Below are 24456 nucleotides of genomic sequence, written 5' to 3' on the forward strand. Positions count from 1 at the left end.
CAACGACCCCCCATGACACCGCGAGAAGCTCACAGGCGCGGCGGCGTCAGCCCCAGGCGGCGGTCCTTCAGGGCCGGGAACTGTTCCCGGGTCGTGTGGACCTTCGACGGGTCGAACTCGACGGTGAGGATCTCCTCGTCCGGTCCGGCTTCGGCCAGTACCTCGCCCCAGGGGTCGACGACGATGCTGTGCCCGGCCTGCGGGACGTCCGCGTGGGTGCCCGCCGTGCCGAGGGCGAGGACGTACGCCTGGTTCTCCACTGCGCGGGCCTGGGCCAGGAGTGTCCAGTGGGCGCGGCGGCGCTCGGGCCAGCCCGCCGCCACGACGAGCGTCTCGGCGCCCGCGTCGACGAGCCCGCGGAACTGTTCCGGGAAGCGGAGGTCGTAGCAGGTGGCGAGGCCCAGGGTCGTCTGCGGCAGGGTGACGGTCACCAGTTCCTCGCCCGCGCCCATCATGACCGCCTCGCCCTGGTCGAAGCCGAAGCGGTGGATCTTGCGGTACACCGCCGAGCGCTCTCCCTGGGGGGAGAAGACGAGGCTGGTGTTGTAGAGCGTGCCGTCCTCGGCGCGCTCTACGAACGAACCGGCGTGCAGCCAGACGCCCGCCTCGGCGGCCGCTTTCGCCATCACGTCGTGGGTGGGGCCCTGAAGGGGTTCGGCCTCCTCGGCGAAGGCCTGGTAGGCGAAGGCGCCGACCGGCCACAGCTCGGGGAGGACCACCAGGTCGACTCCCCGCTGGGCGGTGACCAGAGAGGCCACCCGCTCCCGGCGGGAATTGACCGATTCCTCCAGGTCTACTGCGATCTGGATGAGGGAGGCGCGCACACTACCACCGTCCTGGCATTCGAGCCGTCAACACAGGCCTACGATCGTCACACGAAAGCACTGCCGGGGTGCCTGCTCGCAGCGTAACTTAGCCACCGAACCTCCCACGCAGCCCGCCGACAGCGCCGTCAGTGCCCGCCCACCCGCCAGCACTCCTGCTCTCCAGCCCATGCACCGCAGAACCGCACGAGGGGTCCCGTGACCGTCCATCCCAGCCTCCAGAACTACGCAGACGCCGCGACCCACGCCATCGAGGCGATAGCCGAGCTGGTGGCGCCCCTCGCCGAGAGCGAGTGGAACCGCCGTACGCCCTGCCCGGGATGGTCGGTGCGCGACATCGTGTCGCACGTCATCGGCATGGAGTGCGAGATGCTCGGCGATCCCCGCCCGATCCACACCCTGCCGCGCGACCTCTACCACGTGCAGAGCGACTTCGCCCGCTACATGGAGATGCAGGTCGACGTCCGGCGTCACCACACCGCCCCGGAGATGACCTCCGAGCTGGAGTACGTCCTCATCCGCCGGGCCCGGCAGCTCCGCAACGAGTCGCGCACCCCCGAGACCATGGTCCGCGCCCCGCTCGGCGCCGAGCAGACCCTCGAAGTGGCGCTGCACATGCGGGCCTTCGACGTCTGGGTGCACGAGCAGGACTTGCGCACGACGCTCGGGCAGCCGGGCAACCTCGACTCTCCCGGCGCGCTGATCGCCCGGGACACCCTGCTCCTCGGGCTGCCGAAGGTGGTCGCCAAGAACGCGGGCGCCCCCGCCAATTCGGCGGTCGTCTTCGATGTACACGGTCCGGTGGAGTTCCTGCGGACGGTACGCGTCGACGCCGAGGGCCGCGGTTCGATAGACGGTGCGCCTTCGCTCGGCCCCGCCGCGACGCTGTCGCTCGACTGGGAGACGTACGTCCGCCTCGCCTGCGGCCGGGTCCGTCCCGCGGCCGTCGCCGACCGGATCAAGATCGAGGGCGATCAGGAGCTGGCCGCCGCGATCCTGGACAACTTCGCCGTCACGCCGTAGCCGCCCGGGGGCCGTGCCCGCGTATCGGGAGGGGCTACGCGGGCACGTGCACGGCCTCGACACGGCTGACCACATGGTGGTCGCGTTCCCGCAGCGCCGTACGTCGGCGCAGCCGCAGGATCTGGGTGACACCGAGCGCCTCCAGGACGAAGACCGAGGCGAACGCGACGCGGTAGTTGTCGCCCGTCGCGTCCAGCAGCACCCCGACGGCGAACAGCGTGGTCATCGAGGCGATGAAGCCACCCATGTTGACGATCCCCGAGGCCGTGCCCTGGCGCTCGGGCGGATTGGCCGGCCGGGCGAAGTCGAAGCCGATCATCGAGGCGGGCCCGCAGGCGCCGAGGACCAGGCACAGCACGACCAACAGCCACATCGGCGTGTGCTGGGCCGGGTAGAAGATCGCTGAGGCCCAGAGCAGGGCCGTCGTCGCCACCGTGCCCAGCGCGATCGGGGCCCGGGCCTCGTGGTGCCGGGCGACGATCTGCCCGTAGACGAGCCCCACCACCATGTTGGACAGCACGACCAGCGTGAGCAGCGTGCCCGCCGTTCCCCGGCTCAGCTCCTGCGCCTCGACGAGGAACGGCATCCCCCACAGCAGCAGGAACACCATCGCCGGGAACTGGGTGGTGAAGTGCACCCACATTCCGAGCCGCGTGCCGGGCTCCCGCCAGGCGGCGGCGATCTGCCTGCGTACGTACGAGGCGCCCGCGTGCTCGGCGGGCGGCGGCTCGTGGCCCTCGGGGTGGTCCTTGAGGAACAGCAGGAGCAGCACCAGCACCACGACGCCTGCCAGCGAGCTCCCGACGAAGGTCGTGGTCCACCCGTAGCTGTGCAGGGCCCGCGCGATGAACAGCGTCGAGACGAGGTTGCCCGCCATCCCGAACAGCGCGGCGACCTGGCCGATCAGCGGCCCGCGCCGGGCCGGGAACCAGCGGCTGCCGAGCCTCAGCACGCTGATGAACGTCATCGCGTCCCCGCAGCCGAGCAGGGCGCGGGCGGCCAGCGCCATCCCGTACGAGGGGGCGAGCGCGAAGCCCAGCTGGCCGACGGTGAACAGGACGGCCCCGATGGTGAGGACCTTCTTGGTGCCGAGCCGGTCGACCATCAGCCCGACGGGTATCTGCATGCCCGCGTAGACGAGGAGCTGGAGGATGGAGAAGGTGGAGAGCGCGGAGGCGTTGACGTCGAACCGGTCGGCGGCGTCGAGTCCGGCGACGCCCAGGCTCGTACGGAAGATGATGGCGACGAAGTAGACGGCGACGCCGATGCCCCAGACCCAGGCGGCGCGCCGCCCCCCGGGTGGATCGCCGGGCAGGGAGAGCGTGGGGGCGGCCGAACTCACCGGTCCTCACCCCGGACCAGCACCCGCACCCGGCCGACGTGGCGCCGCACGACCTGCGCGGCCCCCTCGGCGTCCCCTGCCCGGATCGCCGACAGGAGCTCGCCGTGCTCGGTGATGTTGGCCTCGATCCGGCCGGGGTGTGCCTCCATCACCGCGACGCCCATCCGCAGCTGACGGTCGCGCAGCTGGTCGTAGAGGCGCGAGAGGATCTCGTTGCCCGCGTGTCCCACGATCTCGGCGTGGAAGCACCGGTCCTTGACGGCCACGGCCGCCAGATCGCCGTCCTCCGCCAACTCCCGCTGCTCCTCCAGGAGCTGTTCGAGCCGGGCGATCAACTGCGGCGACGCGGGCACGGCCTTGCGCGCCGCGAACTCCTCGACCAGCAGCCGGGTCTCCACCACGTCCTTGATCTCCTGGGCGGAGACGGCCAGTACGAGGGCGCCCTTCTTCGGGTAGAGCTTGATCAGCCCCTCGACCTCCAGCCGCAGCAGCGCCTCCCGCACGGGCGTCCGGGACACCCCGACCGCGTCCGCGAGATCCCCCTCGGTGAGCAGCGTCCCGCCCTCGTAGCGACGGTCCAGGACCGCTTCCTTGATGTGCGTGTAGACGCGTTCGGCGGCGGGCGGGCGCTTGAGGGAGGAGGGCGTCGGCTGTACGGAGGCGGAGGTCGCGGCGAGCATGCGCACAGCATAGATACAACATGCACGCATGCGAGGGCCTCGTCCGGATTCTGGACCGGGGTACGGCCGATCGCCAGGAACCAATAGTTCACCATCTCCTGAATTCAGGATTTCCTGTACTGTCGCTCCATGCTGACTGTCGCCTCCGACATCGAGGTGCTCGCGCGGTTCGGCCGTGCGCTCGCCGACCCGATCCGCTGCCGCCTGCTGCTCGCTCTCCGCGAGGCCCCCGCGTACCCCTCCGACCTCGCCGATGCCCTGGGCATCTCGCGCACCCGGCTCTCCAACCACCTGGCCTGCCTGCGCGACTGCGGGCTGGTCGTCACCGTGCCCGACGGCCGCCGCACGCGCTACGAGCTGGCCGACGAACGCCTCGGCAGCGCACTGGACGACCTGCGCGCCGCCGTGGTGGCCGTCGAGACGGACCGCGTCACCTGCACGGACGCGGAGACCAAGGGCTGCTGCTGATGACCGCCCTGTCGCCGGGTCCCACCCCGGCCCGCCGGGACGCGCTCGCCCGCCGGATACGCCTGCTGGTAGCGGCCACCATCGTCTACAACGTGATCGAGGCGGTCGTCGCCCTCACCGCCGGAACGATCGCCTCCTCCACCGCACTGATCGGCTTCGGCCTGGACTCCGTCATCGAGGTCTCCTCGGCCGCCGCGGTCGCCTGGCAGTTCTCAGCCCGCGAGCACGCGGTCCGCGAGGCCCGGGAGCGCACCGCCCTGCGGATCATCGCCCTGTCGTTCTTCACGCTCGCCGCGTACGTCGCCGCCGACGCGGTCCGGGCACTGACGGGGAGCAGCGAAGCCGAACGCTCCCTCATCGGCATCGGCGTCGCGGCGCTGTCGCTCGCGATCATGCCGTTCCTGTCCGCCGCTCAGCGCAGGGCGGGACGCGCGCTCGGGTCCGCCTCCGCCGTCGCGGACTCGAAGCAGACCCTCCTGTGCACATACCTCTCCGCCGTTCTGCTCGTCGGCCTGGTCCTCAACGCCGCGCTCGGCTGGTCCTGGGCCGACCCCGTCGCAGCCCTCGCCATCGCCGTCATCGCGGCCAAGGAGGGCCGCGGTGCCTGGCGGGGCAAGGCCTGCTGCGCCCCTGCCACACCTCCGCCGGGAGTCAGGTCAAGCCTGCGCAAATTCACCCGTTAGGGATGCATCCATTGCGCCGCGCCAACCGTCTCACTCGCCGAGCGGCACCCTTATGTGGCCGCATATCAGGGGCATTTGGAGCGTTCAGTTGAAAATCGACATCAAGCGCATCAACCGCGTCACCGTCACGAGCACCGTGCCCCTCACCGCGGGTGCTGTGCTCGCGAGCGGCGCCTTCGCCTCGACGGCACACGCCGCCACGCCGCCGCCGGCTCCGAAGATCGTCGCCAAGGGCGGCTTCGTGATGAACGACGGCACCGGCAAGACCCTCTTCACCAAGTCCGCGGACACCCGCCGGGCCACTGGCTCCACCACCAAGATCATGACCGCTCTGGTGGTGCTCCAGCAGAAGAACGTGAACCTGAAGTCGAAGGTCACGATCCAGAAGGCCTACAGCGACTACATCGTCTCCAAGAACGCCTCCTCCGCGCGGCTGATCGTCGGCGACAAGGTCTCCGTGGGCCAGCTCCTCTACGGCCTGATGCTCCCCTCAGGCTGCGACGCCGCGTATGCCCTGGCCGACAAGTTCGGCACCGGCAAGACCCGTGCGGCCCGCGTGAAGTCCTTCATCGGCAAGATGAACGCCACGGCGAAGAGCCTCAAGCTGAAGAACACCCACTTCGACTCGTTCGACGGCATAGGGGGTGGCAAGAACTACTCGACCCCCCGCGACCTGACGAAGATCGCCAGCAAGGCGATGAAGAACTCCACCTTCCGCACCATCGTCAAGACGAAGTCGACGAAGCAGAAGGTGACCACGAAGAACGGCGGCTACCGCTACATGTCGTGGAGCAACACCAACAAGATGCTCAGCAGTTACAGCGGCGCGACCGGCGTCAAGACCGGCTCCGGCCCGACCTCCAAGTACTGCCTGGTCTTCGCGGCGACGCGCAAGGGCAAGACGGTCATCGGCACGGTGCTCACGTCGTCCTCCGAGGCGAACCGCACCGCCGACGCGAAGAAGCTCATGGACTACGGGTTCAAGAAGTAACCCGCCTCGCCCGCGCGTACGAGCGAGGGGCCCGGCCCGCACGGTGTCCGCGGCCGGGCCCCTTCGCCGTACCGCCGGGCCCCTTTCGCCGTACCTACGGCCTACGGCTGCTGCCGGTGCAGACCGGCCGTGAAGGCGCCCCACGCGGCGGGCGCGACGGTGAGGACGGGGCCGTCGGGGCGCTTGGAGTCGCGGACGGCGACGGTCGGGGGGATGTTGCGGGCCACCTCGACGCACTCGCCATTGCCACTGCTGTAGCTGGACTTGACGAACTCGAAGTGGGACACAGCTACAACTCCTTGCGAATACGCCCTATGAGAGCGATGGAATCGCGGGGAGCGAGCCCGCTTCTGGCGATGCGCCCGAATGTGACGTTGTGGCGGTCGGCATCCGTCTCACTCTCCAGCCACAGGGTAGACGACGTCGTGTCCATGTAGACCACGTCCATCGCACCGGGTTCAGCGAACGAGACAATGCTGAAAGCGCTGGTCATGCCAGGGTGCGAGCCCGCGAGAAAGGGGACAACCTGCACGGTGACATTTGGCTCGGCAGCAGCCTCTGCCAGACGGGCCAGCTGAGCCCGCATCACCTCGCGGCCGCCGACCAGTTGTCGCAGGGCTCCCTCTCCGACGATCGCCCACAGCGCGAGGGGGTTGCTGTCCGTGAGGCGCGCCTGCCGCGCGATCTTCGCTTCGACGAAGCGCTCGATCTCGTCCGGGTCGCCCCAGTCCGCGTTCCCGACTGCGAGCGCCCTGGCGTAGTCCGGGGTCTGGAGCAGCCCCGGCACGAAAGCCCCCTGCCAGGTCCGGACGCCTGTTGCGATGTCTTCGAGCGCGACGTACTCGACGAGGGAACGCAGCTCCGGGTACTGGTTCCACCAGCCCTTCGCCTTACGGCGCTCCCGGTCCACCCGGGCAACCTCCAGTAGCCGCCCGACGGACTTCGCGTCCTCCAGACCGTAGAACTCGCAGAGCGTTCGGATGTCCGGGTCCCTCATCGGAACCCACCCTCGCTCCATCTTCACGATCTTCGAGTTGGTCGCGCTGATGACCTGGGCAGCCTGCTGCTGCGTCTTGCCGGACGCATCGCGCAGACGCAGCAGCTCGCTACCAAGCCTGCGGCCCAGGACAGTTGACGACCGGTTGCCTTGCGGAGTCGCTCGATTCACCGCCTCAGTGTCCCGCTTTCCGGGACGGTACGTCGACCACCATCACTCGATGGGGACAAGTGTCCCCGTTTCACTTGCCCCCACCACTGGAGGTGGCTACTTTCAGTACTCCGCCGCTCGCACAGCGGAGTCATTCGGCGGAAGCGCACCGCCCTGCCCACCGCGGCCGGCGACAGAGCCACCGCCCACCCCACCCCCGGAGGCACGCGACCATGACCGCAGCCCAGGAGATCTCAGCCCCCGCCCCCGAGCCCGTCCTCCGTGAGGACCGCGTCGACCACACGCCCACCGCGCACAGCGTCGCCCTCAGCCGGCACCGCACCGCTCGGCTCGTCCTCCAGTGGGGTCACCCGTCGCTCGCCGGTGACGCGGCGCTCCTGGTCAGCGAGTTGGCCACCAACGCGCTGCTGCACGGGGCCATCCGGGGTCGGCTCTTCCGGGTCCACCTCGCCCTCACCGAGGTCGCCCTCCGGGTCGCCGTCAGTGATCCGCGCGGCGAGCGGCTGCCCCGCCTCCGGCAGCCCGGCGCCGACGACTGTTACGGGCGCGGGCTCCTGATCGTCGCTCAGCTCGCCGACGACTGGGGCGTCGAGCCGCGCACAGTGGGGAAGGCCGTGTTCGCCCAGCTCTCCGTACGGTGACGCCCGGAAACACCGGTGGACCCGTACGAAGAAACGTACGGGCCCACCGAGAGAACGCGTTACGCCCAGGTGATCAGGCGCTTCGGCTGCTCCAGGATCGCCGCCACATCGGCCAGCACCTTGGAGCCCAGCTCGCCGTCGACCAGACGGTGGTCGAACGACAGGGCCAGGGTGGTGACCTGACGCGGCTTCACCTTGCCCTTGTGGACCCACGGCTGGAGCTTGATCGCGCCGACCGCCAGGATCGCGGACTCGCCCGGGTTCAGGATCGGGGTGCCCGTGTCCACGCCGAAGACACCGACGTTGGTGATCGTCACCGTGCCGCCCGCCATCGCGGCCGGGGAGGTCTTGCCGTCCCGGGCCGTGCTGACCAGCTCACCCAGGGCCGCCGCGAGCTGCGGCAGCGTCTTGTCGTGCGCGTCCTTGATGTTCGGCACGATCAGGCCGCGCGGGGTGGCGGCCGCGATGCCCAGGTTGACGTAGTGCTTCTGCACGATCTCCTGGTTGGCCTCGTCCCAGGCGGCGTTGACCTCGGGGTTCCGCTTGATCGCGACGAGGAGGGCCTTGGCGATGATGAGGAGCGGGTTGACCCGCACCCCCGCCATGTCCTTGTCCTCCTTGAGCTCCGCCACGAGCTTCATCGTGCGCGTCACGTCGACCGTGACGAACTCGGTGACGTGCGGAGCGGTGAACGCGCTGCCCACCATCGCCTGGGCGACCGCCTTGCGGACGCCCTTGACCGGGATACGGGTCTCGCGGGCGGAGGCCGAGGCCACTGGGGCTTCGACTGCCGCCGTCACCGGCTCGGAGACCGGGACCGACGGTGCCGCGGCCGGAGAAGCCTCGGCAGCCGGGGCCGCCGCCGCGTGGACGTCCTCGCGGGTGATGATCCCGTCCTTGCCGGTCGGGGTCACCGTCGCCAGGTCGATACCCAGGTCCTTGGCGAGCTTCCGTACCGGCGGCTTCGCCAGCGGGCGGGCGGTCACCGCCTCCGGAGCGGGCGCCGGAGTCCCGTGCCCGTTCATCTCGGCCTGTACCGCCGCGGCGACAGCAGCCGCCTCCGGAGCGGCCGAAGCCCCCTTGCGCGGGCGGCGCTTGGTGGAGGTCTCGGCGACCCCGTAGCCGACCAGGACCGGAGTGCGGCCCTTCGGTTCCTCGGCCGGGGCGGGCTCGGTGGCGGCCGCCACCGGTTCCTGCGCGGGGGCGGGCAGCGGGGCCACGTCCTCGCTGCCCGGAGCCACATCCACCGAGATGATCACCTGGCCGACATCGACCGTCGTACCTTCGGGGAAGCGCAGCTCGTGCACCACGCCGTCGAACGGGATCGGCAGCTCGACGGCCGCCTTCGCCGTCTCGACCTCGCACACGACCTGCCCGTCGGTGACGGTGTCACCGGGCTGGACGAACCACTTGAGGATCTCGGCCTCGGTCAGTCCTTCGCCCACGTCGGGCATCTTGAACTCACGGAAACGAGCAGACGTTTCAGTCATCGTCGTCACGAACCTCTCCTCAGAACGCCAGCGAGCGGTCGACGGCGTCGAGCACCCGGTCCAGGCCTGGCAGGTACTCCTCCTCCAGCCTGGCCGGCGGGTAGGGCGCGTGGTAGCCGCCGACCCTGAGCACCGGCGCTTCGAGGTGGTAGAAGCTGCGCTCGGTGATGCGGGCGGCGATCTCCGCTCCGGAGCCGTAGAAGACGGGCGCCTCGTGGACGACCACCAGCCGGCCGGTCTTCTCGACTGACGTCTGGATGGCGTCGAAGTCGATCGGGGACATCGACCGCAGGTCCAGGACCTCGATCGACTTGCCCTCCTCCTGCGCGGCCGCGGCGGCCTCCAGGCAGACCTTCACCATCGGCCCGTACGCGACGAGCGTCAGGTCGCTGCCCTCGCGGACGGTGACGGCCTTGTGCAGCGGGCCCGGGATGGAGTCGGTGTCGACCTCGCTCTTGTCCCAGTAGCGCCGCTTGGGCTCGAAGAAGATGACCGGGTCGTCGCTCTGGACGGCCTGCTGCATCATCCAGTAGGCGTCGTTCGCGTTGGAGGGCGAGACCACCTTCAACCCGGCTACGTGCGCGAAGAGCGCCTCCGGGGACTCGCTGTGGTGCTCGACCGCGCCGATGCCACCGCCGTACGGGATACGGATGACGACCGGCAGCTTGATCGTGCCGAGCGCGCGGGCGTGCATCTTCGCGAGCTGCGTGACGATCTGGTCGTACGCGGGGAAGACGAAGCCGTCGAACTGGATCTCGACGATGGGGCGGTAGCCGCGCAGGGCCATGCCGATCGCCGTGCCGACGATGCCGGACTCGGCGAGCGGGGTGTCGATCACCCGGTCCTCGCCGAAGTCCTTCTGGAGGCCGTCGGTGATACGGAAGACGCCGCCGAGCTTGCCGACGTCCTCGCCCATGATGAGGACCTTGGGGTCGGTGTCGAGGGCGAGGCGGAGCGACTCGTTGAGCGCTTTCGCGATGGACATCTTTTCCACGGCCATGGCTACTTGCCCTCCTCGGCAGAGTCGGCGAACGATGCCTGGTAGGCGGCGAACTGGGCCCGTTCCTCGTCGACGAGGGGGTGGCCGTCGGCGTAGACATGGTCGAACAGGGCCATCGACTCGGGGTCGGGCATCCCGCGCACCTCTTCCCGTACCCGCCTGCCGAGGGCCTCGCTCTCCTCGTCCAGCGCGGCGAAGAAGGCCTCGTCGGCGAGCTTCTCCTTCTCCAGGTAGGTGCGCAGCCGCAGGATCGGGTCCTTCGCCTCCCAGGCGGCCCGCTCCTCGTCGGCCCGGTACTTCGTCGGGTCGTCGTTGGTGGTGTGCGCGCCCATGCGGTACGTGAACGCCTCGACGAGGGTCGGGCCCTCGCCGCGGCGGGCCCGCTCCAGCGCGGAGCGGGTGACGGCCAGACAGGCCAGGACGTCGTTGCCGTCGACCCGGACGCCGGGGAAGCCGTAACCCTGCGCACGCTGGTAGAGCGGCACGCGGGTCTGGCGCTCGGTGGGCTCGGAGATGGCCCACTGGTTGTTCTGGCAGAAGAAGACGACGGGCGCGTTGTAGACCGTGGCGAAGGTGAACGACTCGGCGACGTCGCCCTGGCTGGAGGCCCCGTCACCGAAATACGCGATCACGGCGGAGTCCGCGCCGTCCTTGGCGACGCCCATGGCGTAGCCGGTGGCGTGCAGCGTCTGGGAGCCGATGACGATCGTGTACAGGTGGAAGTTGTTGGTCGTCGGGTCCCAGCCGCCGTGGTTCACCCCGCGGAACATACCGAGGAGCTTGGTCGGGTCGACGTCGCGGCACCAGGCCACGCCGTGCTCGCGGTAGGTCGGGAAGACATAGTCGTCGTCGCGCAGGGCCCGGCCGCTGCCGATCTGCGCGGCCTCCTGGCCGAGCAGCGAGGCCCACAGGCCCAGCTCGCCCTGGCGCTGGAGGGTGGTGGCCTCGGCGTCGAAGCGACGGGTGAGCACCATGTCCCGGTACAGACCGCGCAGCTCGTCGGCGCTCAGGTCGATGCTGTAGTCCGGGTGCTCGACGCGCTCGCCCTCGGGCGTCAGCAGCTGTACGAGCTGCGGCTCGGAACTCTGCGGCTTCTTGGCGGCGCTGGTCCGCTTACTGGCGCGTCGCGGTTTACGCGCGGCGGCAGTGCTCTCCACGGTCACGTGCGTGCTCCTCCGTCGGTCCGGCCCCCGGGGTCTGCCGGGAACCAGTGCGGCTCGCCTGAAATCCGGACCCGTGCACGGGGTGGGTGCCGCTCGGCCGGGGATCAGGCGTGACAGGTGCCCCGGCGAGCGCCCTGTCATAGGCACGTTACCCAGTGCATCGCATAACTGCGAAACCCTATCTGACCTGCGATTTTGCTTGGATTTCCAAGTAAATCGAAAAAATCGCGAAGCTCTGCTGGTCACAGCACTGGAAACAGCCTTGCAGGCCGCCGGAACAACGGCACGTTATCCCGCGGATCAGCGCCAGGGAAGAGCGGAGGAGAAGCGAGTGTGTGAGACTGCGATCGTGCGCGAAGATGGAAAAATCACGGTATTTCTGCTCGACGATCATGAGGTCGTCCGGCGTGGCGTCCATGAGCTCCTCTCCGTCGAGGAGGACATCGAGGTGGTCGGCGAGGCGGGCACGGCCGCGGACGCGCTGGTGCGCATCCCCGCGACGCGTCCCGATGTGGCGGTGCTCGACGTGCGGCTGCCCGACGGCAGCGGGGTGGAGGTGTGCCGGGAGGTCCGCTCCCTGGACGAGAACATCAAATGCCTGATGCTCACCTCGTACGCCGATGACGAGGCGCTTTTCGACGCGATCATGGCCGGGGCCTCGGGCTATGTGCTGAAGGCGATCCGCGGCAACGAACTGCTGAATGCCGTACGGGACGTGGCGGCCGGAAAATCCCTGCTGGACCCGGTGGCCACCGCCCGGGTGCTGGAGCGGCTGCGCGACGGCAACAACGGCAAGGGCGACGACAAGCTGGCGGGCCTCACCGAACAGGAACGCAAGATCCTGGACCTGATCGGCGAGGGGCTGACCAACCGGGTCATCGGGGAGCGGCTGCACCTGGCCGAGAAGACGATCAAGAACTACGTCTCCAGCCTGCTGTCCAAGCTGGGCATGGAGCGCCGCTCGCAGGCGGCCGCGTACGTCGCGCGACTCCAGGCCGAGCGCCGCTGAGGCTCCCCAGGGGAGACGGGTCCCGTCGGACTTTGATCGCGGGGGACTTCGATCCCGCAGGGCTTTGATCGCGGGGGACTTTGATCGCGGGGGACTTTGGTCCCGGGCCGCCCGGGGCAGGCGACTCTTACGCGGTCCCTACGGGCGGGGGACAGTGGAGCCCATGCCCTTCGACTCCCACGGCTCCCCCGACGGACCCCGCGCGACCGGGACGATCGAGCGGGTCGAGCCGATCGAGCTGCTCGGCCGGGTCCCGTACGGCCGGCTCGCCACCAGCATGCGGGCCCTGCCCTTCCTGGCCGTCGCCCGGCACATCGTGAGCGACGGCCGCATCCTGCTGCGGATGCACAGCGGCTTCGGCTACCACGAGGCGTGCGACGGGAGCGTCGTGGCGTACGGCGCGGACAACTACAACCACCCGTCCTCCGGCGACGGCGGCGACCTGTGGTCGGTGCAGTTCACCGGCCCCGCCGAGATCGTGCACCCCTGCCCCGAGCAGCGGGAACTGTTCGGCGCCGCACCGCTCACCGTGAACGGGGAGCCCTTCGCACCGGCCTACCTCCGCGTGGACCCGCACTTCGTCAGCGAGCACACGCTGGACTTCGCCCACCCATGATCGCCGGACGCCCCTGGGGCCTGTCCAGGCCTTAGCGCACCCGCACCCGTGACCGCAAGTCCGCCGATCGGCCACGCAGAGTGATCTAACATCTGGTAAGTGCTGCGCTCATATGTCACCCGCCCGCCTGTTCCTCCGGTCGGCGAGGTGCTGCGCCGTTACCCGGAGGTGGGCGAACCGCTCGCCTGCGAGCCGATCACCAAGGGCCTGCTGAACCACGGGTACCGGGTCTCCACCACGCGCGGTGCGTACTTCCTCAAGCACCATCTCGACAAGAAGCACCTGGACGACACCACCGGCGAGCGCGCCGCGATCGTCCGCCAGCACCGCGCCACCCAACGCCTCCAGTCGCTCGGCGTGCCCGTCGTCCCGCCCCTGACGGACGCCCGGGGCGACACCGTCGCCGTGATCGGCGAGCGCTGCTACGCCCTGCACCCCTGGGTCGACGGTCTGCACCGGGTCGGCGCCGAGCTGACCCTCGCCCAGTCCCGACGGCTCGGCACGCTGCTGGGCACCGTCCACACCGGCCTGGAGCAGGTGATGGCACCGCGTGACGGCCCCGGGTCCGCGAGCGGCCCCGCCCGGCCGGTCCACCGCAGCCCGGACCCCGCCGACACCTTCGCGCTGATCGACGACCTGCTGGCCGCCGCGCGCGGGCAGGGCGGCCGGGACACCCCCCGCGACGCCTTCGACGAACTCGCCGTTCACCGGCTGGTGGAGCGCCGGGCCCTGCTCGAACAGCACGCCCACCGCCGCCCGCCCGCCCCGGACGGCCCCGCCACCGGGTGGGTGCACGGGGACTTCCACCCGCTGAACCTGCTCTACCGGGGCGCCGATCCCGTCGCGATCGTGGACTGGGACCGGCTGGACGTCCAGCCGCGCGCCGAGGAGGCCGTACGGGCCGCGGCGATCTTCTTCGTCCGGCCGGCCGGGGAGCTGGACCTCGCGAAAGTACGGGCGTACGCCCGCGCGTACCGGCGCGCGGCGGGGGCGGGGACCGCCGAGCTGGCCGCCGCGGTGCACCGGGTGTGGTGGGAGCGGCTCAACGACTTCTGGATACTGCGCTGGCGCTACCGCCTGGACGACCGCAGGGCCGACCCGCAGTTTCCCGCGGTGTCGGCCCTGGCGGTCTGGTGGACGCGCGCGTACGAGGAGGTCTGCGCCGCCTTCACGGAGTAGCGGTCGTGCGTGGTGAGGTGAGTGGTGGCGCGTGTGCGGACGGCTGTGAGCCCGGCGCGCGCCATCGGGGGCGCACGCCGGGCTCACAGGATGGTGCGTTGGTGCATACAGGGTGGTGCGGTGGTGCGTTACGAGGTGGCGTTGCCCGCCGACGAGGCGCCGGGCGTGGTTCCCGTACCGCCGTCGTCGCCGCCACCGGCTCCGCCGGGCTCGCCGTCGTTGCCGCCCGGGGTACCGGGATCGGCGGACGGGTCGACGGGATCACCGCTGGGCTCCCCGCTGGTGCCCTCGTTGGTGTTGCCGTCCGACGTACCGGGGTCCGGCTCCGAGGGGTCCGGGGACGGGGTGAAGGACGGCTGGCTCGGGGTCGGGTCCGGCGTCCACGGCGGCGGGTTCGGCTGCGTCTGCCCGCCGCCGGAGGTGTCCGGCTCCTCGGGCTCGTCGGACGGCTCCTCCGACGGCTCCTCAGACGGCTCCTCCTCGGACTGGCTGACCGAGGTGGACGGCGTGGTCGGCGTCTCCTTGCCACCGCTGTCCTGCGCCGCGTTGAGGGCGAAGGCGACTCCGGCGCCGATCGCGATCAGCGCGAGCACCACGAACAGCCACGTCTTGCCGCGCCCGCCGCCGGAACGCCGCTGGCCACCGTCGTAGCCACCGTCGTAGCCCCCGTCGTCCGGGTTGAACGGCGGCAGGATCGGGCCCTGCGAGGTGTCCCCGTGCATCGGGTGACCCATCGCCCGGGTGGAGCCGGTCATGCCGTGCGACGGGGTGTGGCCGCTCTCGTGCAGCGCGACGGGACCGGTGTTCCAGGTGCCCGTGTGGCCGCCCTGCACCTGGAGCATCTGGAGGCTGTACTGGACGAGGCCGCGCATCTCCTCGGCGCTCTGGAACCGGTCGTCCGGGTCCTTCGCCAGGGAGCGCATCACCATCCCGTCCAGCTCCGGCGGCACCACGTCCGAAACCTCGGACGGCGGCACCGGGATGTCCTGGACGTGCTGGTAGACCACGGAGAGCGGGGTCTCGCCGGTGAACGGGGGCCGCAGCGCGAGCAGCTCGTAGAGCAGGCAGCCGGTGGCGTACAGGTCGGAGCGGTGGTCGACGGCCTTACCGAGCGCCTGCTCGGGGGAGAGGTACTGCGGTGTGCCCATGACCATGCCGGTCTGGGTCATCGTCGACTGCGCGCCGTGCAGTGCGCGGGCGATGCCGAAGTCCATCACCTTGACCGCGCCGGAGTCCGTGATGATCACGTTCGCGGGCTTGATGTCGCGGTGCACGATGCCGTGCTGGTGCGAGTAGGCGAGGGCTTCCAGCACACCGGAGACGATGATCAGCGCCTGCTCGGGCGGCGGGGCCTCGGCGGTCAGGAGCAGATCGCGGATGGTTCGGCCCTCGACCAGCTCCATCACGATGTACGGGACGGTCTGGCCGCCCACGACGTCCTCGCCGGAGTCGTACACGGCGACGATCGCGTGGTGGTTGAGGCCCGCTACGGACTGTGCCTCACGGGTGAAACGGGCCTTGGAGACCGGGTCCTCGGCCAGGTCGGAGCGGAGCAGCTTCACCGCGACCGTCCGTCCGAGCCGGACGTCCTCCGCCGCGTAGACCTCTGCCATGCCGCCCCGGCCGAGCCGGTGGGTCATCCGGTACCGTCCGTCGCCGACGACGCCGCCGACACCCCAGGAGTCGGTGCCATCCGAGACTCCGCCGCCGTTTGCTTCGGAATCGGGTGCCATCAGTCCTCGCCGTCGTTTCTGTCCGCGCGTCCGCGGGTTCTCACGGTGCCTTGCTGCATTGCCACGTCACGCTACAGCCTCCGCCGGACACCCCGGTTCCGTCCCGGGCCGATCATCCGACCGCCCGGCGCGCCCTACACCTGAATTTGATGCGTTTCCTGTAACGCTTCCGAGACGCTTCTTGTGCTTAGGGTCACGGAACGGGCACCCGGCTTGACGTGTCAGACCCCTCGGGCAGACTTGGCGCGTAATTAGGGAACATCGCGTGCACCGCACATCGCGTGCCTGCGCGCCGCCGAGGGGGATGCAAGTCATGAGCCAGGACGGCGCACAGGGCCGCTACGCGGGCGGGGCGGTCGCGGGTGGCCGCTACCAGCTGCGCGACCTGCTCGGCGAAGGCGGGATGGCGTCCGTCTACCTGGCCTACGACTCCGCGCTCGACCGCCAGGTCGCGATCAAGACCCTGCACACCGAGCTCGGCCGCGAGCAGTCCTTCCGCGAGCGCTTCCGGCGCGAGGCGCAGGCCGTCGCCAAGCTCCAGCACACCAACATCGTCTCCGTCTTCGACACCGGCGAGGACGAGCTCGGCGGTGCGCTGATGCCGTACATCGTCATGGAGTACGTCGAGGGCCAGCCGCTCGGCTCGGTCCTGGCCTCCGACATCCAGAGTCACGGCGCGATGCCCGCCGACAAGGCGCTGAAGGTGACGGCGGACGTCCTCGCCGCGCTGGAGACCAGCCACGAGATGGGCCTGGTCCACCGGGACATCAAGCCCGGCAACGTGATGATGACCAAGCGCGGCGTCGTGAAGGTCATGGACTTCGGCATCGCCCGGGCCATGCAGTCCGGCGTCACCTCCATGACGCAGACCGGCATGGTCGTGGGCACCCCGCAGTACCTCTCCCCCGAGCAGGCCCTCGGCCGCGGCGTCGACGCCCGGTCCGACCTGTATTCGGTGGGCATCATGCTCTTCCAGCTGCTCACCGGCCGGATCCCGTTCGACGCGGACTCGCCGCTCGCCATCGCGTACGCGCATGTGCAGGAGGAGCCGGTCGCGCCGTCCAGCATCAATCGGTCGGTCACCCCGGCGATGGACGCCCTCGTCGCCCGCGCGCTCAAGAAGAACCCGAACGAGCGCTTCCCCAGCGCCGCGGCGATGCGCGACGAGGTCGCCCGCGTGCTGAACGCCTCCGGCGGGCAGACCGGCGCCCCGATGATCGTGGCGGGCGGTGGACCCGCCAGCAGCGGCTCGGGCGTCGGCTCGGCGGTGTTCCCGCCGGTCGACCAGGCCACCCCGGCCCCCCAGAGCGTCCAGACGCCGTATCAGCCCCACCCGCCCCAGCAGCCCCACCAGTCCGGCCCGTACAACCAGCCGACCCCGGCGCCCACGCCGAGCTACGGCTACCCGCAGGCGGGCCAGGCCCAGGGCTACCCGACCCCGGGCCCGCTGGCCCACCAGACCCCGCCGCCGTACACGATCAACCCGCAGCACACGACGTCCGTCGGCGGCCCCGGCGGCGGTTCCAAGCGGAATATGCCGGTCGTCGTCGGCTCGATCGTCGTCGCGCTGCTCGCCGTCGGCGGCCTGATCACCGCGATCGCCCTCCAGGGCGGCAAGGACGACCAGGCGGGCAAGGACGGCGACCCGGGCACCAGCGAGTCGACGGACGAGGGCTACCGCCCGCCGGAGCGCAACCGCACGATGAAGGAAACGGAGTGCTCGAACGCCTCCGAGGACTCCAACGACCCGAAGAAGGTCCGCGCGCCGAGGTTCGTCTACAAGGACATCCTGTCGGCGAAGTCGTGCGCGGCCGCCGCGGGCTGGACGATCAAGGTGATCGAGGAGACGGGCAACACCTACGCCGAGGACCAGGTCGTCGGCCAGTTCCCGTCCCCGGGTGCGGCCGTCGACGAGCGCGGCGCCCACTTCGAGCTGAAGGTCTCCACGGGCAGGGCCTCCTGACCTCGGGCGGTCGGGTGTCGCGGCTCGGCGGCACTGCTCGTTTCTGATCGCCGTTCTGATCATTGTGGGGCCTTGTCTGCCTTTCGCGTAGCTCTTCATGGACCAGCGACGGCCTCGGAATTCCGGATACCGCATCCGGGATGCCGGATGGAGGGGCCCATGTGACGCTGATCTCATGGCTCCAGGACTTCCGGCCGCGTGGGCATCGAGGTGCGCGGTCTGTCTGATGGCGGCGGCCGGTGCGGCTCTGGGGCCGCTGGGCGGGCCCGCCCACGGGTCGTCGGCGGCAGCGGCGTCGGTGACGGCAGCGACGGCCGATGGTCCGTCGTCCGTGCCGGAATCGGCGGCAGGCTCGCCTTCGACAGCAGCAGCACCAGCACTGGCAGCAGCAGCGTCGGCAGCACCAGCAGCACCTGTCGCACCAGCCCTGGCAGCACCGGCAGCACCGGCAGCCGACGGTCCGTCGTTGACCGCCCCCTCCCTCCGGGCGTCGGTCCCCGCCGTGGGCGCGTCCGTCGCCCCGTCCGCCTCTGCCTCTTCCACAACGCCCCTCCCGACGGGGTCGGGGTCCCCTCCCGCGCCCCCTTCGACTCCGCCCCCGCCCTTGTCCGGCCTCCGGGGTTCCGGAGCCCCAGCGGGGCCCGAGGCCGGGCCGTCCGATGCCGTCGCCCCCTCCGCGTCCGACTCGCCCTCCACGTCCCCCTCGACTTCCCCCTCCACTTCCACTTCCACGTCCGCTTCCGCTTCTCCCGAGGTGACCGGCTCGTCCGCCCCCCTGGCCGGACGCGAGGCCGGGGCGGGGAAGGCGCGTCCCGGGCGTTCGCTGACGCCGTTGGAGCTCGCACGGGTCGAGAGCCCGATCGGGGCGGAAGAGAACGGCGAGGCCGAGCAGATCGCCGACGACGGCGCTGAGCTGCCCGTATTCACTCCGCCGCCCGACGCGTTCACCGATCCGGGACAGCGGGCCGGCCGGGCGCTGGACGCCGCGGCCGTAAGGCAGGTGCAGCAGCTCTCGCTGGGGACGGGCATCGCCCTGATCGGTCTGGGGCTCGGCTTCCTCGCATTCCGTATGCGCCGCGCGACCTGAGCGTCACCCCTCCCGGGGCTGAGGGCGGAGCCACTTGCCAGCACCGACATACTCGGTATACATACTCAGTATGTCTATCCGCCACGGGCTGCTGGCCCTGCTGGAACGGGGTCCCCGTTACGGCTCACAGCTCCGCACCGAGTTCGAGTCGCGCACCGGCTCCACCTGGCCCCTGAACGTCGGGCAGGTCTATACGACGCTCAGCCGTCTGGAGCGTGACGGCATGGTCGTCCAGGACGGTGCGGACGACGCCGGACACGACCTCTACGCGATCACCGACGAGGGCCGGACCGAGCTGCGCAGCTGGTTCGAGACCCCGGTGGACCGCACCAACCCGCCCCGCGACGAACTGGCCATCAAGCTCGCCATGGCCGTGGGAGCCCCGGGTGTCGACATCCGTGAGGTCATCCAGTCCCAGCGCCACCACACCCTCAAGGCGATGCAGGACTACACCCGGCTCAAGGCCCAGGCCCTGGCCGACGTCCCGGCCAACCGGGACGAGGTCGCCTGGCTCCTCGTCGTCGAGCAGCTGATCTTCCAGGCGGAGGCCGAGGCCCGCTGGCTCGACCACTGCGAGTCCCGACTCGTCCGGCTCGCCGAGGCCGCTGCAACCGAGCCCTCGCCCGAGCCCGGCACTGCGGCGACCCGCGGCCCGGCCCGCGCACTGGCCGAGCGGGTCCGGACCCGGCGCTGAGGCCCGCCGCCACCACCGTCACCGCCTCCACCACCGTCACCGCCTCCACCGCCCGGCGGTACCGGTCCCGGTTGCCACCAACACCGCCCGGCGCACCGGTCCGGGTCGCCGCCACCCACACCTGGCCGTGCGGTTCATGCCGCACCCTGCCGTTCACGCGTTCCTAGGGGGAACCACCCACCATGTCCTCGCCCGTCACGACACCGGCACAGTCGTCTTCCGGGACGCCCGACGGTGACCCCGTACTCGAACTGCGGGCGCTGACCCGTACCCACGGATCCGGCATCGCCGAGGTGCACGCCCTGCGCGGGATCAACCTCGCCGTGCACCCGGGTGAGCTGGTCGCCGTGATGGGGCCCTCCGGCTCCGGCAAGTCCACCCTGCTGACCCTGGCCGGTGGGCTCGACACCGCCACGAGCGGCCAGGTCGTCATCGAGGGCCAGGACATCGCCTCCCTCGGCCCCAAGGGGATGGCCGCCCTGCGCCGCCGCAGCGTCGGCTACGTCTTCCAGGACTACAACCTGATCCCCGCCCTGACCGCCGCCGAGAACATCGCGCTGCCCCGCGAACTCGACGGGGTCTCCGTGCGCAAGGCCCGCAAGGAGGCCCTCGCCGCACTGTCCGAGATGAAGCTGGAGGCGATCGCCGACCGCTTCCCCGACGAGATGTCCGGGGGCCAGCAGCAGCGCGTCGCCATCGCCCGCGCCCTCGTCGGCGACCGGCGCCTCGTGCTCGCCGACGAGCCCACCGGCGCACTCGACTCCGAGACCGGCGAGGCCGTCCTCGCCCTGCTGCGCACCCGCTGCGACCAGGGCGCGGCCGGAGTCATGGTGACCCATGAGCCCCGGTACGCGGCCTGGGCCGACCGGGTCGTGTTCCTCCGCGACGGTTCGATCGTCGACCAGACGCTGACCACCGGGCCCGACTCGCTGCTCGCCGCCAACACCGCCGAGGGCGCCAAGTGAGCGTCTTCTCCGGATGGCGCGCCGCCTTCCGCATAGCCAGGCGCGACGCCCTGCGGTCCAAGGGACGCAGCGCCCTGGTCGTCACGATGATCGCCCTGCCGGTCCTCGGTGTGACCGCCGCCGACCTGACGTACCGCAGCGCTCTGCCCACCAAGGCGGAGAAACTGACGGCGGACCTCGGCTCGGCCGACGCCCGCTTCACAGATCCGGGGATGGGCCCGGTCCGGCTGCAACAGATGCCCGACGGTTTCACGTGGCAGCCGCCCGAGGACTCCCCGGACCCGCTTCCCGGGGACGAGCGCAAGCCCGTCGACGTACCGGCGAGCTTCCCCAAGGGCTCTCGGTTCCTCACCGAGCAGTCCGCGCCAGCCTCCGTGACGACCCGTCATGGTGTCACCGACACCCAGATCACCGAACTGCGTGTCGCCGACCCGATGCTGCGTGGCCGGGTCGAACTGACCGACGGCGCGTTCCCGCAGGCCAAGGACGAGATCGCGGCGACCGACGCCTTCATCGAGGCGTCCGGCCTTTCCGTCGGCGACCGGGTCACCGTGCGCGGTCCCCAGCTGGGCTACACCATCACCGGTGCGGTGGAACTGCCCGCGGATCTGCGCGACGAGTCCCTGTTCGCCGCCCCGGGCGCGGTCATCGCCCCGTGGCAGAAGGCCGCCGACCGCGACAAGGAGATCCTGCCGCCCCAGGCGAACAGCAGGAAGTGGCTGGTCCAGGGCCCGGCCGGTGCGGGCGTGACCTGGCAGGACGTGCTTGCCGCCAACGAGAGGGGCGTCGTGGTGATGTCCCGCCAGGTCGCCCTGAACCCGCCGCCGGACTCCGAGGTCCCCATGGCCGCGGACATGTACGGCTGGGACGACGGGGGTGCGGCGATGACCGCGGCGGCCGTCACCGTGGCGGCCATGGCCATGCTGGAGATCGTGCTGCTGGCCGGTCCGGCGTTCGCCGTGGGCGCCCGCCGTTCGCGCAGGCAGCTGGGCCTGGTCGGTTCGTGCGGCGGAAGCCGGAGTCAGGTCCGGGCCGTGGTGCTCGCGGGCGGCGCGGTGCTCGGCGGGATCGGCGCCGTGGTCGGCGTGGGCGCCGGGTTCGGACTCACCGCCCTGTTCCGCCCGATGATCGAGGACTACACCGGCAACCGCTTCGGGGAACTGACCGTGCGGCCCTGGGAGATCCTCGGCATCGCCGTCCTCGGCCTGGTCACCGGCGTCCTCGCCGCGCTCGCCCCGGCGATCGTGGCCGGCCGGCAGCCCGTCCTGGAGTCCCTCACCGGGCGGCGCGGCACCCGCCGCAGCTCCCGTGTGCTGCCCGTCATCGGCGTCATCGCGCTCGGTATCGGAGTCGCCCTGGCGGTCGTCGGCGGCGTCAGCGGTGAGATCAACCTGGTCGCCGGGGGATCCGTCCTCGCGGAACTGGGCGTCCTCGGCTGCATCCCGGTGATCGTCGGCTTCCTCGGCCGGCTCGGCCGCCGACTGCCGTTGACACCCCGGATCGCCCTGCGCGACGCCGCCCGCAACCGGGGCCGTACCGCCCCCGCCGTCGCCGCCGTCATGGCGGCCGTCGCGGGCAGCATCGCCATCGCCACGTACACCAGCAGCCATGCGGCGGAGCAGGCGTACGACCACATACCCAACCTCACACCCGGCACCGCCGCGCTGATGTCCACGGGCGTCGAGGAAAAGGCCGACCTGCCCCGAATGCGGGCCGCCGTGGAGCAGAACTACCCGGTCGGCGGCGGGAAGGCCGACATCGCACGGGTCTGGGCGGGGAGCGACTGCTCGGTGTACTACGAGGAGGAGGACGGCTGCGGCACCCTCGAAATCGTCAAGCCCACCGGAAAGGGCCACTCCTGCCCGCTCCAGGGCAAGGGCGCCAAGGAACTCGCCCTGCGGCTCTCGGCCGACGAGCACAAGCGGCTGATGAACTCCCCCGCCTGCATGGACGCCGACTACACCATGGTCGCGTTCGGCACCGACGACAGCAAGATCGTCGTCGGGGACGCCGCGCTGCTCGACTCCTACGTGAAGCTCGACGACCCGGCGGCGGCCAAGGCCCTGGCCGCGGGCACACCCGTCCTGCTCAACTCGGCGTACGCGAAGAACGGCGAGATCACCCTCAAGGCCGTCCACACCTACAACGACCGCGACAAGAAGAACCGCGCGCAGCACCCCGGCGAGGCCCGCACCACCACGGACCGGCTGAAGGTGTACGTCGCGCCGGACAGTTACGCGGCGACCCCGGGCATCCGGGTGATCATGCCGCAGAAGACCGCGGACAGGCTCGGCCTGCACACCGAGGACTACGGCAGCCTCTACAAGCTCAACCGCAACCCGACGGACGCCGAGCGGCAGAAGGTCAGCGCGGCGATCGAACAAACGGGGCACAGCGCGTACGTGATGACCGCCGACGAGATGTCCCGGTCGGAGGACGACACGATCCTGCTGATCCTCGCCCTCTTCGCCGGAGTGGTGACGCTGGGCGCCGCGGCCATCACGACCGGGCTGTCCAAGGCCGACGCGGAGGCCGACCTCACCACGCTCAGCGCGGTGGGAGCGCCCCCGGGCGTACGGCGCTCCCTGTCCGGCTTCCAGTGTCTGGTCGTGGCCCTGACCGGGGTGCTGCTCGGTACGGTGGCGGGCATCGTGCCCGCGGTCGCCCTGCGGCTGACCGATCTGCGCGAAGCGCTGGCGGGCATGCGGGACAACCCGATGGAATCGGCGTACACCCCGATCGTGATGCCGTGGGAGACGATCGGGCTGCTCGCCCTGGTCGTCCCGGTGCTGGCGGGGCTGCTCGCCGCCGCCCTCACCAGCTCCCGACTGACGCTGGCCCGGCGCGCGGGCTGAACCGGCCCGGGACGCCGGGCGGTCACAGGACGCCAGGCGGTCACGGGACACCGGGCGGACACACGACGCGTTTCGGTGCCCCTGGAGACGGTGGATCATCCACTTCCGGGGGCACCACCGTGGTGTACGGCACGTGTGCGAGACAATGGCGGCATGGAAATGCCGAGGAATGACCGGTCGCAGGAGCATCCGCAGGTCCTTGTCGTGGGCCAGGACGGAATGGCTATCGGCGGCGGTGCCAGTGACGACGAGTCGCGCGAGGTCCCGGTGACAGAAATGGTGGAACAACCCGCGAAGGTCATGCGCATCGGCAGCATGATCAAGCAGCTTCTGGAAGAGGTCAGGGCGGCTCCTCTCGACGAGGCGAGCCGGGTCAGGCTCAAGGAGATCCACGCCAGTTCCGTGAAGGAGCTGGAGGACGGTCTGGCCCCCGAGCTGGTCGAGGAGTTGGAGCGGCTCTCCCTGCCGTTCACCGATGAGTCGGTACCCTCAGAGGCCGAGTTGCGGATCGCGCAGGCCCAGCTCGTGGGCTGGCTGGAAGGCCTCTTCCACGGCATCCAGACGGCGCTGTTCGCCCAGCAGATGGCGGCCCGCGCCCAGCTGGAGCAGATGCGCCGCGCGCTGCCGCCCGGGATGGGCCACGAGGACGAGGAAGGCGGCGGGGACCCGCACGGCCCGATCCGCTCGGGCCCGTATCTGTAACCCGAACCCGTATCCGCCTCTGTAGCCCCTATCAGCCCCGAAGCCCCTCGTCCGCGATCCGTAGCGGTCCGTAGCAGCGGTCCGTAGCGGTCCGAATCAGCGATCCGTATCAGCCGTAGCGACCGAGCGGGGCCCGGCACACACCTGACGGCGTGTGCCGGGCCCCGCTCTACGCGGTCG

23 protein-coding genes are annotated in these 24456 nt (G+C 70.7%); 14 read left to right on the top strand and 9 right to left on the bottom strand.

What is annotated here, in order from left to right:
• Positions 1 to 29: 29 nt before the first annotated feature.
• Positions 30 to 824 carry a carbon-nitrogen family hydrolase gene (locus CIB93_RS20785; RefSeq protein ID WP_096628819.1) on the bottom strand — a complete coding sequence of 265 codons (795 nt, stop codon included), beginning with the start codon at positions 822 to 824 and terminating at the stop codon, positions 30 to 32.
• A gap of 198 nt (positions 825 to 1022) precedes the next feature.
• On the opposite strand from CIB93_RS20785, the gene CIB93_RS20790 reads away from it, so the two are divergent.
• Complete coding sequence (locus CIB93_RS20790; RefSeq protein ID WP_096628821.1) at positions 1023 to 1847, top strand: maleylpyruvate isomerase family mycothiol-dependent enzyme; 825 nt, start codon at positions 1023 to 1025, stop codon at positions 1845 to 1847.
• A 34-nt stretch (positions 1848 to 1881) separates the two neighbouring features.
• Here the strand turns inward: CIB93_RS20790 and CIB93_RS20795 are convergent, their stop codons facing one another.
• Positions 1882 to 3189 (bottom strand): nitrate/nitrite transporter, encoded by a 1308-nt coding sequence (locus tag CIB93_RS20795; protein WP_096628822.1) that lies wholly within the window; start codon positions 3187 to 3189, stop codon positions 1882 to 1884.
• Positions 3186 to 3869 (bottom strand): GntR family transcriptional regulator, encoded by a 684-nt coding sequence (locus tag CIB93_RS20800; RefSeq protein ID WP_096628884.1) that lies wholly within the window; start codon positions 3867 to 3869, stop codon positions 3186 to 3188. The genes CIB93_RS20795 and CIB93_RS20800 overlap by 4 nt, the downstream gene beginning before the upstream one ends.
• Positions 3870 to 3998: 129 nt before the next feature.
• Between CIB93_RS20800 and CIB93_RS20805 the strand changes: the two genes are divergently transcribed.
• From CIB93_RS20805 to CIB93_RS20815, 3 genes are all read left to right on the top strand, one after another.
• Entirely contained in the window at positions 3999 to 4337 is a 339-nt protein-coding gene (locus tag CIB93_RS20805) for a helix-turn-helix transcriptional regulator (RefSeq protein ID WP_096628824.1), read from the top strand.
• Positions 4337 to 5020 (top strand): cation transporter, encoded by a 684-nt coding sequence (locus tag CIB93_RS20810; RefSeq protein WP_096628825.1) that lies wholly within the window; start codon positions 4337 to 4339, stop codon positions 5018 to 5020. The genes CIB93_RS20805 and CIB93_RS20810 overlap by 1 nt, the downstream gene beginning before the upstream one ends.
• 88 nt (positions 5021 to 5108) lie before the next feature.
• On the top strand, positions 5109 to 6011 hold the full coding sequence (locus tag CIB93_RS20815) for a D-alanyl-D-alanine carboxypeptidase family protein (protein WP_096628827.1): 903 nt from the start codon (positions 5109 to 5111) through the stop codon (positions 6009 to 6011).
• Between the two features lie 101 nt (positions 6012 to 6112).
• Here CIB93_RS20815 and CIB93_RS20820 read toward each other — a convergent pair whose 3' ends face one another.
• Both CIB93_RS20820 and CIB93_RS20825 read right to left on the bottom strand, forming a co-directional pair.
• Positions 6113 to 6298, bottom strand: a complete 186-nt coding sequence (locus CIB93_RS20820; protein ID WP_096628828.1) for a DUF397 domain-containing protein — start codon at positions 6296 to 6298, stop codon at positions 6113 to 6115.
• Between the two features lie 2 nt (positions 6299 to 6300).
• The gene (locus CIB93_RS20825) at positions 6301 to 7179 is read right to left on the bottom strand and encodes a helix-turn-helix transcriptional regulator (RefSeq protein WP_096628830.1); all 879 of its coding nucleotides are present in this window, start codon (positions 7177 to 7179) and stop codon (positions 6301 to 6303) included.
• 212 nt (positions 7180 to 7391) lie between these two features.
• Here CIB93_RS20825 and CIB93_RS20830 point away from each other — a divergent pair, with 212 nt between their 5' ends.
• On the top strand, positions 7392 to 7820 hold the full coding sequence (locus tag CIB93_RS20830; protein ID WP_096628831.1) for an ATP-binding protein: 429 nt from the start codon (positions 7392 to 7394) through the stop codon (positions 7818 to 7820).
• A gap of 59 nt (positions 7821 to 7879) precedes the next feature.
• On the opposite strand, the gene CIB93_RS20835 is transcribed toward CIB93_RS20830, so the two are convergent.
• The 3 genes from CIB93_RS20835 to pdhA are packed head-to-tail and all read right to left on the bottom strand — an operon-like array spanning position 7880 to position 11473.
• Positions 7880 to 9319 (bottom strand): dihydrolipoamide acetyltransferase family protein, encoded by a 1440-nt coding sequence (locus tag CIB93_RS20835; protein ID WP_096628833.1) that lies wholly within the window; start codon positions 9317 to 9319, stop codon positions 7880 to 7882.
• A 10-nt stretch (positions 9320 to 9329) separates the two neighbouring features.
• Positions 9330 to 10310 carry an alpha-ketoacid dehydrogenase subunit beta gene (locus CIB93_RS20840; RefSeq protein WP_096628834.1) on the bottom strand — a complete coding sequence of 327 codons (981 nt, stop codon included), beginning with the start codon at positions 10308 to 10310 and terminating at the stop codon, positions 9330 to 9332.
• 2 nt (positions 10311 to 10312) lie between these two features.
• On the bottom strand, positions 10313 to 11473 hold the full coding sequence (pdhA, locus tag CIB93_RS20845) for a pyruvate dehydrogenase (acetyl-transferring) E1 component subunit alpha (protein ID WP_096628836.1): 1161 nt from the start codon (positions 11471 to 11473) through the stop codon (positions 10313 to 10315).
• Positions 11474 to 11822: 349 nt separating this feature from the next.
• Between pdhA and CIB93_RS20850 the strand changes: the two genes are divergently transcribed.
• The 3 genes from CIB93_RS20850 (at position 11823) to CIB93_RS20860 (ending at position 14277) form a co-directional block, all read left to right on the top strand.
• Positions 11823 to 12482, top strand: coding sequence for a response regulator transcription factor (locus CIB93_RS20850; RefSeq protein WP_096628885.1), 660 nt, complete (start codon positions 11823 to 11825; stop codon positions 12480 to 12482).
• A gap of 163 nt (positions 12483 to 12645) precedes the next feature.
• A complete protein-coding gene (locus tag CIB93_RS20855; RefSeq protein WP_096628837.1) occupies positions 12646 to 13098 on the top strand; it encodes a pyridoxamine 5'-phosphate oxidase family protein in 453 nt (150 codons plus the stop codon).
• Positions 13099 to 13245: 147 nt separating this feature from the next.
• Positions 13246 to 14277 (top strand): phosphotransferase, encoded by a 1032-nt coding sequence (locus CIB93_RS20860; RefSeq protein ID WP_096628839.1) that lies wholly within the window; start codon positions 13246 to 13248, stop codon positions 14275 to 14277.
• A 128-nt stretch (positions 14278 to 14405) separates the two neighbouring features.
• On the opposite strand, the gene CIB93_RS20865 is transcribed toward CIB93_RS20860, so the two are convergent.
• Positions 14406 to 16010, bottom strand: a complete 1605-nt coding sequence (locus CIB93_RS20865; RefSeq protein WP_096628840.1) for a protein kinase — start codon at positions 16008 to 16010, stop codon at positions 14406 to 14408.
• A 313-nt stretch (positions 16011 to 16323) separates the two neighbouring features.
• Here CIB93_RS20865 and CIB93_RS20870 point away from each other — a divergent pair, with 313 nt between their 5' ends.
• From CIB93_RS20870 to CIB93_RS20895, 6 genes are all read left to right on the top strand, one after another.
• On the top strand, positions 16324 to 17973 hold the full coding sequence (locus CIB93_RS20870) for a protein kinase (RefSeq protein WP_096628842.1): 1650 nt from the start codon (positions 16324 to 16326) through the stop codon (positions 17971 to 17973).
• 754 nt (positions 17974 to 18727) lie between these two features.
• Positions 18728 to 19060 carry a hypothetical protein gene (locus tag CIB93_RS38965; RefSeq protein WP_096628843.1) on the top strand — a complete coding sequence of 111 codons (333 nt, stop codon included), beginning with the start codon at positions 18728 to 18730 and terminating at the stop codon, positions 19058 to 19060.
• A 70-nt stretch (positions 19061 to 19130) separates the two neighbouring features.
• Complete coding sequence (locus CIB93_RS20880; protein ID WP_096628845.1) at positions 19131 to 19754, top strand: PadR family transcriptional regulator; 624 nt, start codon at positions 19131 to 19133, stop codon at positions 19752 to 19754.
• A gap of 182 nt (positions 19755 to 19936) precedes the next feature.
• Positions 19937 to 20719, top strand: a complete 783-nt coding sequence (locus CIB93_RS20885; protein WP_096628846.1) for an ABC transporter ATP-binding protein — start codon at positions 19937 to 19939, stop codon at positions 20717 to 20719.
• Positions 20716 to 23574: an FtsX-like permease family protein gene (locus tag CIB93_RS20890; protein WP_096628848.1), complete on the top strand. Its 2859-nt coding sequence runs from the start codon at positions 20716 to 20718 to the stop codon at positions 23572 to 23574. The genes CIB93_RS20885 and CIB93_RS20890 overlap by 4 nt, the downstream gene beginning before the upstream one ends.
• A 153-nt stretch (positions 23575 to 23727) precedes the next feature.
• Positions 23728 to 24276 (top strand): bacterial proteasome activator family protein, encoded by a 549-nt coding sequence (locus CIB93_RS20895; RefSeq protein WP_096628849.1) that lies wholly within the window; start codon positions 23728 to 23730, stop codon positions 24274 to 24276.
• Positions 24277 to 24456 lie beyond the last annotated feature (180 nt).

Source organism: Streptomyces sp. WZ.A104 (assembly GCF_002382885.1).
Lineage (GTDB): Bacteria > Actinomycetota > Actinomycetes > Streptomycetales > Streptomycetaceae > Streptomyces.

Coding starts and splice junctions, on each gene's coding strand:
- CIB93_RS20800 (WP_096628884.1), bottom strand. CDS start 3,869: ATGCTCGCCGCGACCTCCGCCTCCGTACAGCCGACGCCCTCCTCCCTC.
- CIB93_RS20805 (WP_096628824.1), top strand. CDS start 3,999: ATGCTGACTGTCGCCTCCGACATCGAGGTGCTCGCGCGGTTCGGCCGT.
- CIB93_RS20810 (WP_096628825.1), top strand. CDS start 4,337: ATGACCGCCCTGTCGCCGGGTCCCACCCCGGCCCGCCGGGACGCGCTC.
- CIB93_RS20830 (WP_096628831.1), top strand. CDS start 7,392: ATGACCGCAGCCCAGGAGATCTCAGCCCCCGCCCCCGAGCCCGTCCTC.
- CIB93_RS20840 (WP_096628834.1), bottom strand. CDS start 10,310: ATGGCCGTGGAAAAGATGTCCATCGCGAAAGCGCTCAACGAGTCGCTC.
- CIB93_RS20855 (WP_096628837.1), top strand. CDS start 12,646: ATGCCCTTCGACTCCCACGGCTCCCCCGACGGACCCCGCGCGACCGGG.
- CIB93_RS20865 (WP_096628840.1), bottom strand. CDS start 16,010: ATGGCACCCGATTCCGAAGCAAACGGCGGCGGAGTCTCGGATGGCACC.
- CIB93_RS20870 (WP_096628842.1), top strand. CDS start 16,324: ATGAGCCAGGACGGCGCACAGGGCCGCTACGCGGGCGGGGCGGTCGCG.
- CIB93_RS20880 (WP_096628845.1), top strand. CDS start 19,131: ATGTCTATCCGCCACGGGCTGCTGGCCCTGCTGGAACGGGGTCCCCGT.
- CIB93_RS20885 (WP_096628846.1), top strand. CDS start 19,937: ATGTCCTCGCCCGTCACGACACCGGCACAGTCGTCTTCCGGGACGCCC.
- CIB93_RS20895 (WP_096628849.1), top strand. CDS start 23,728: ATGGAAATGCCGAGGAATGACCGGTCGCAGGAGCATCCGCAGGTCCTT.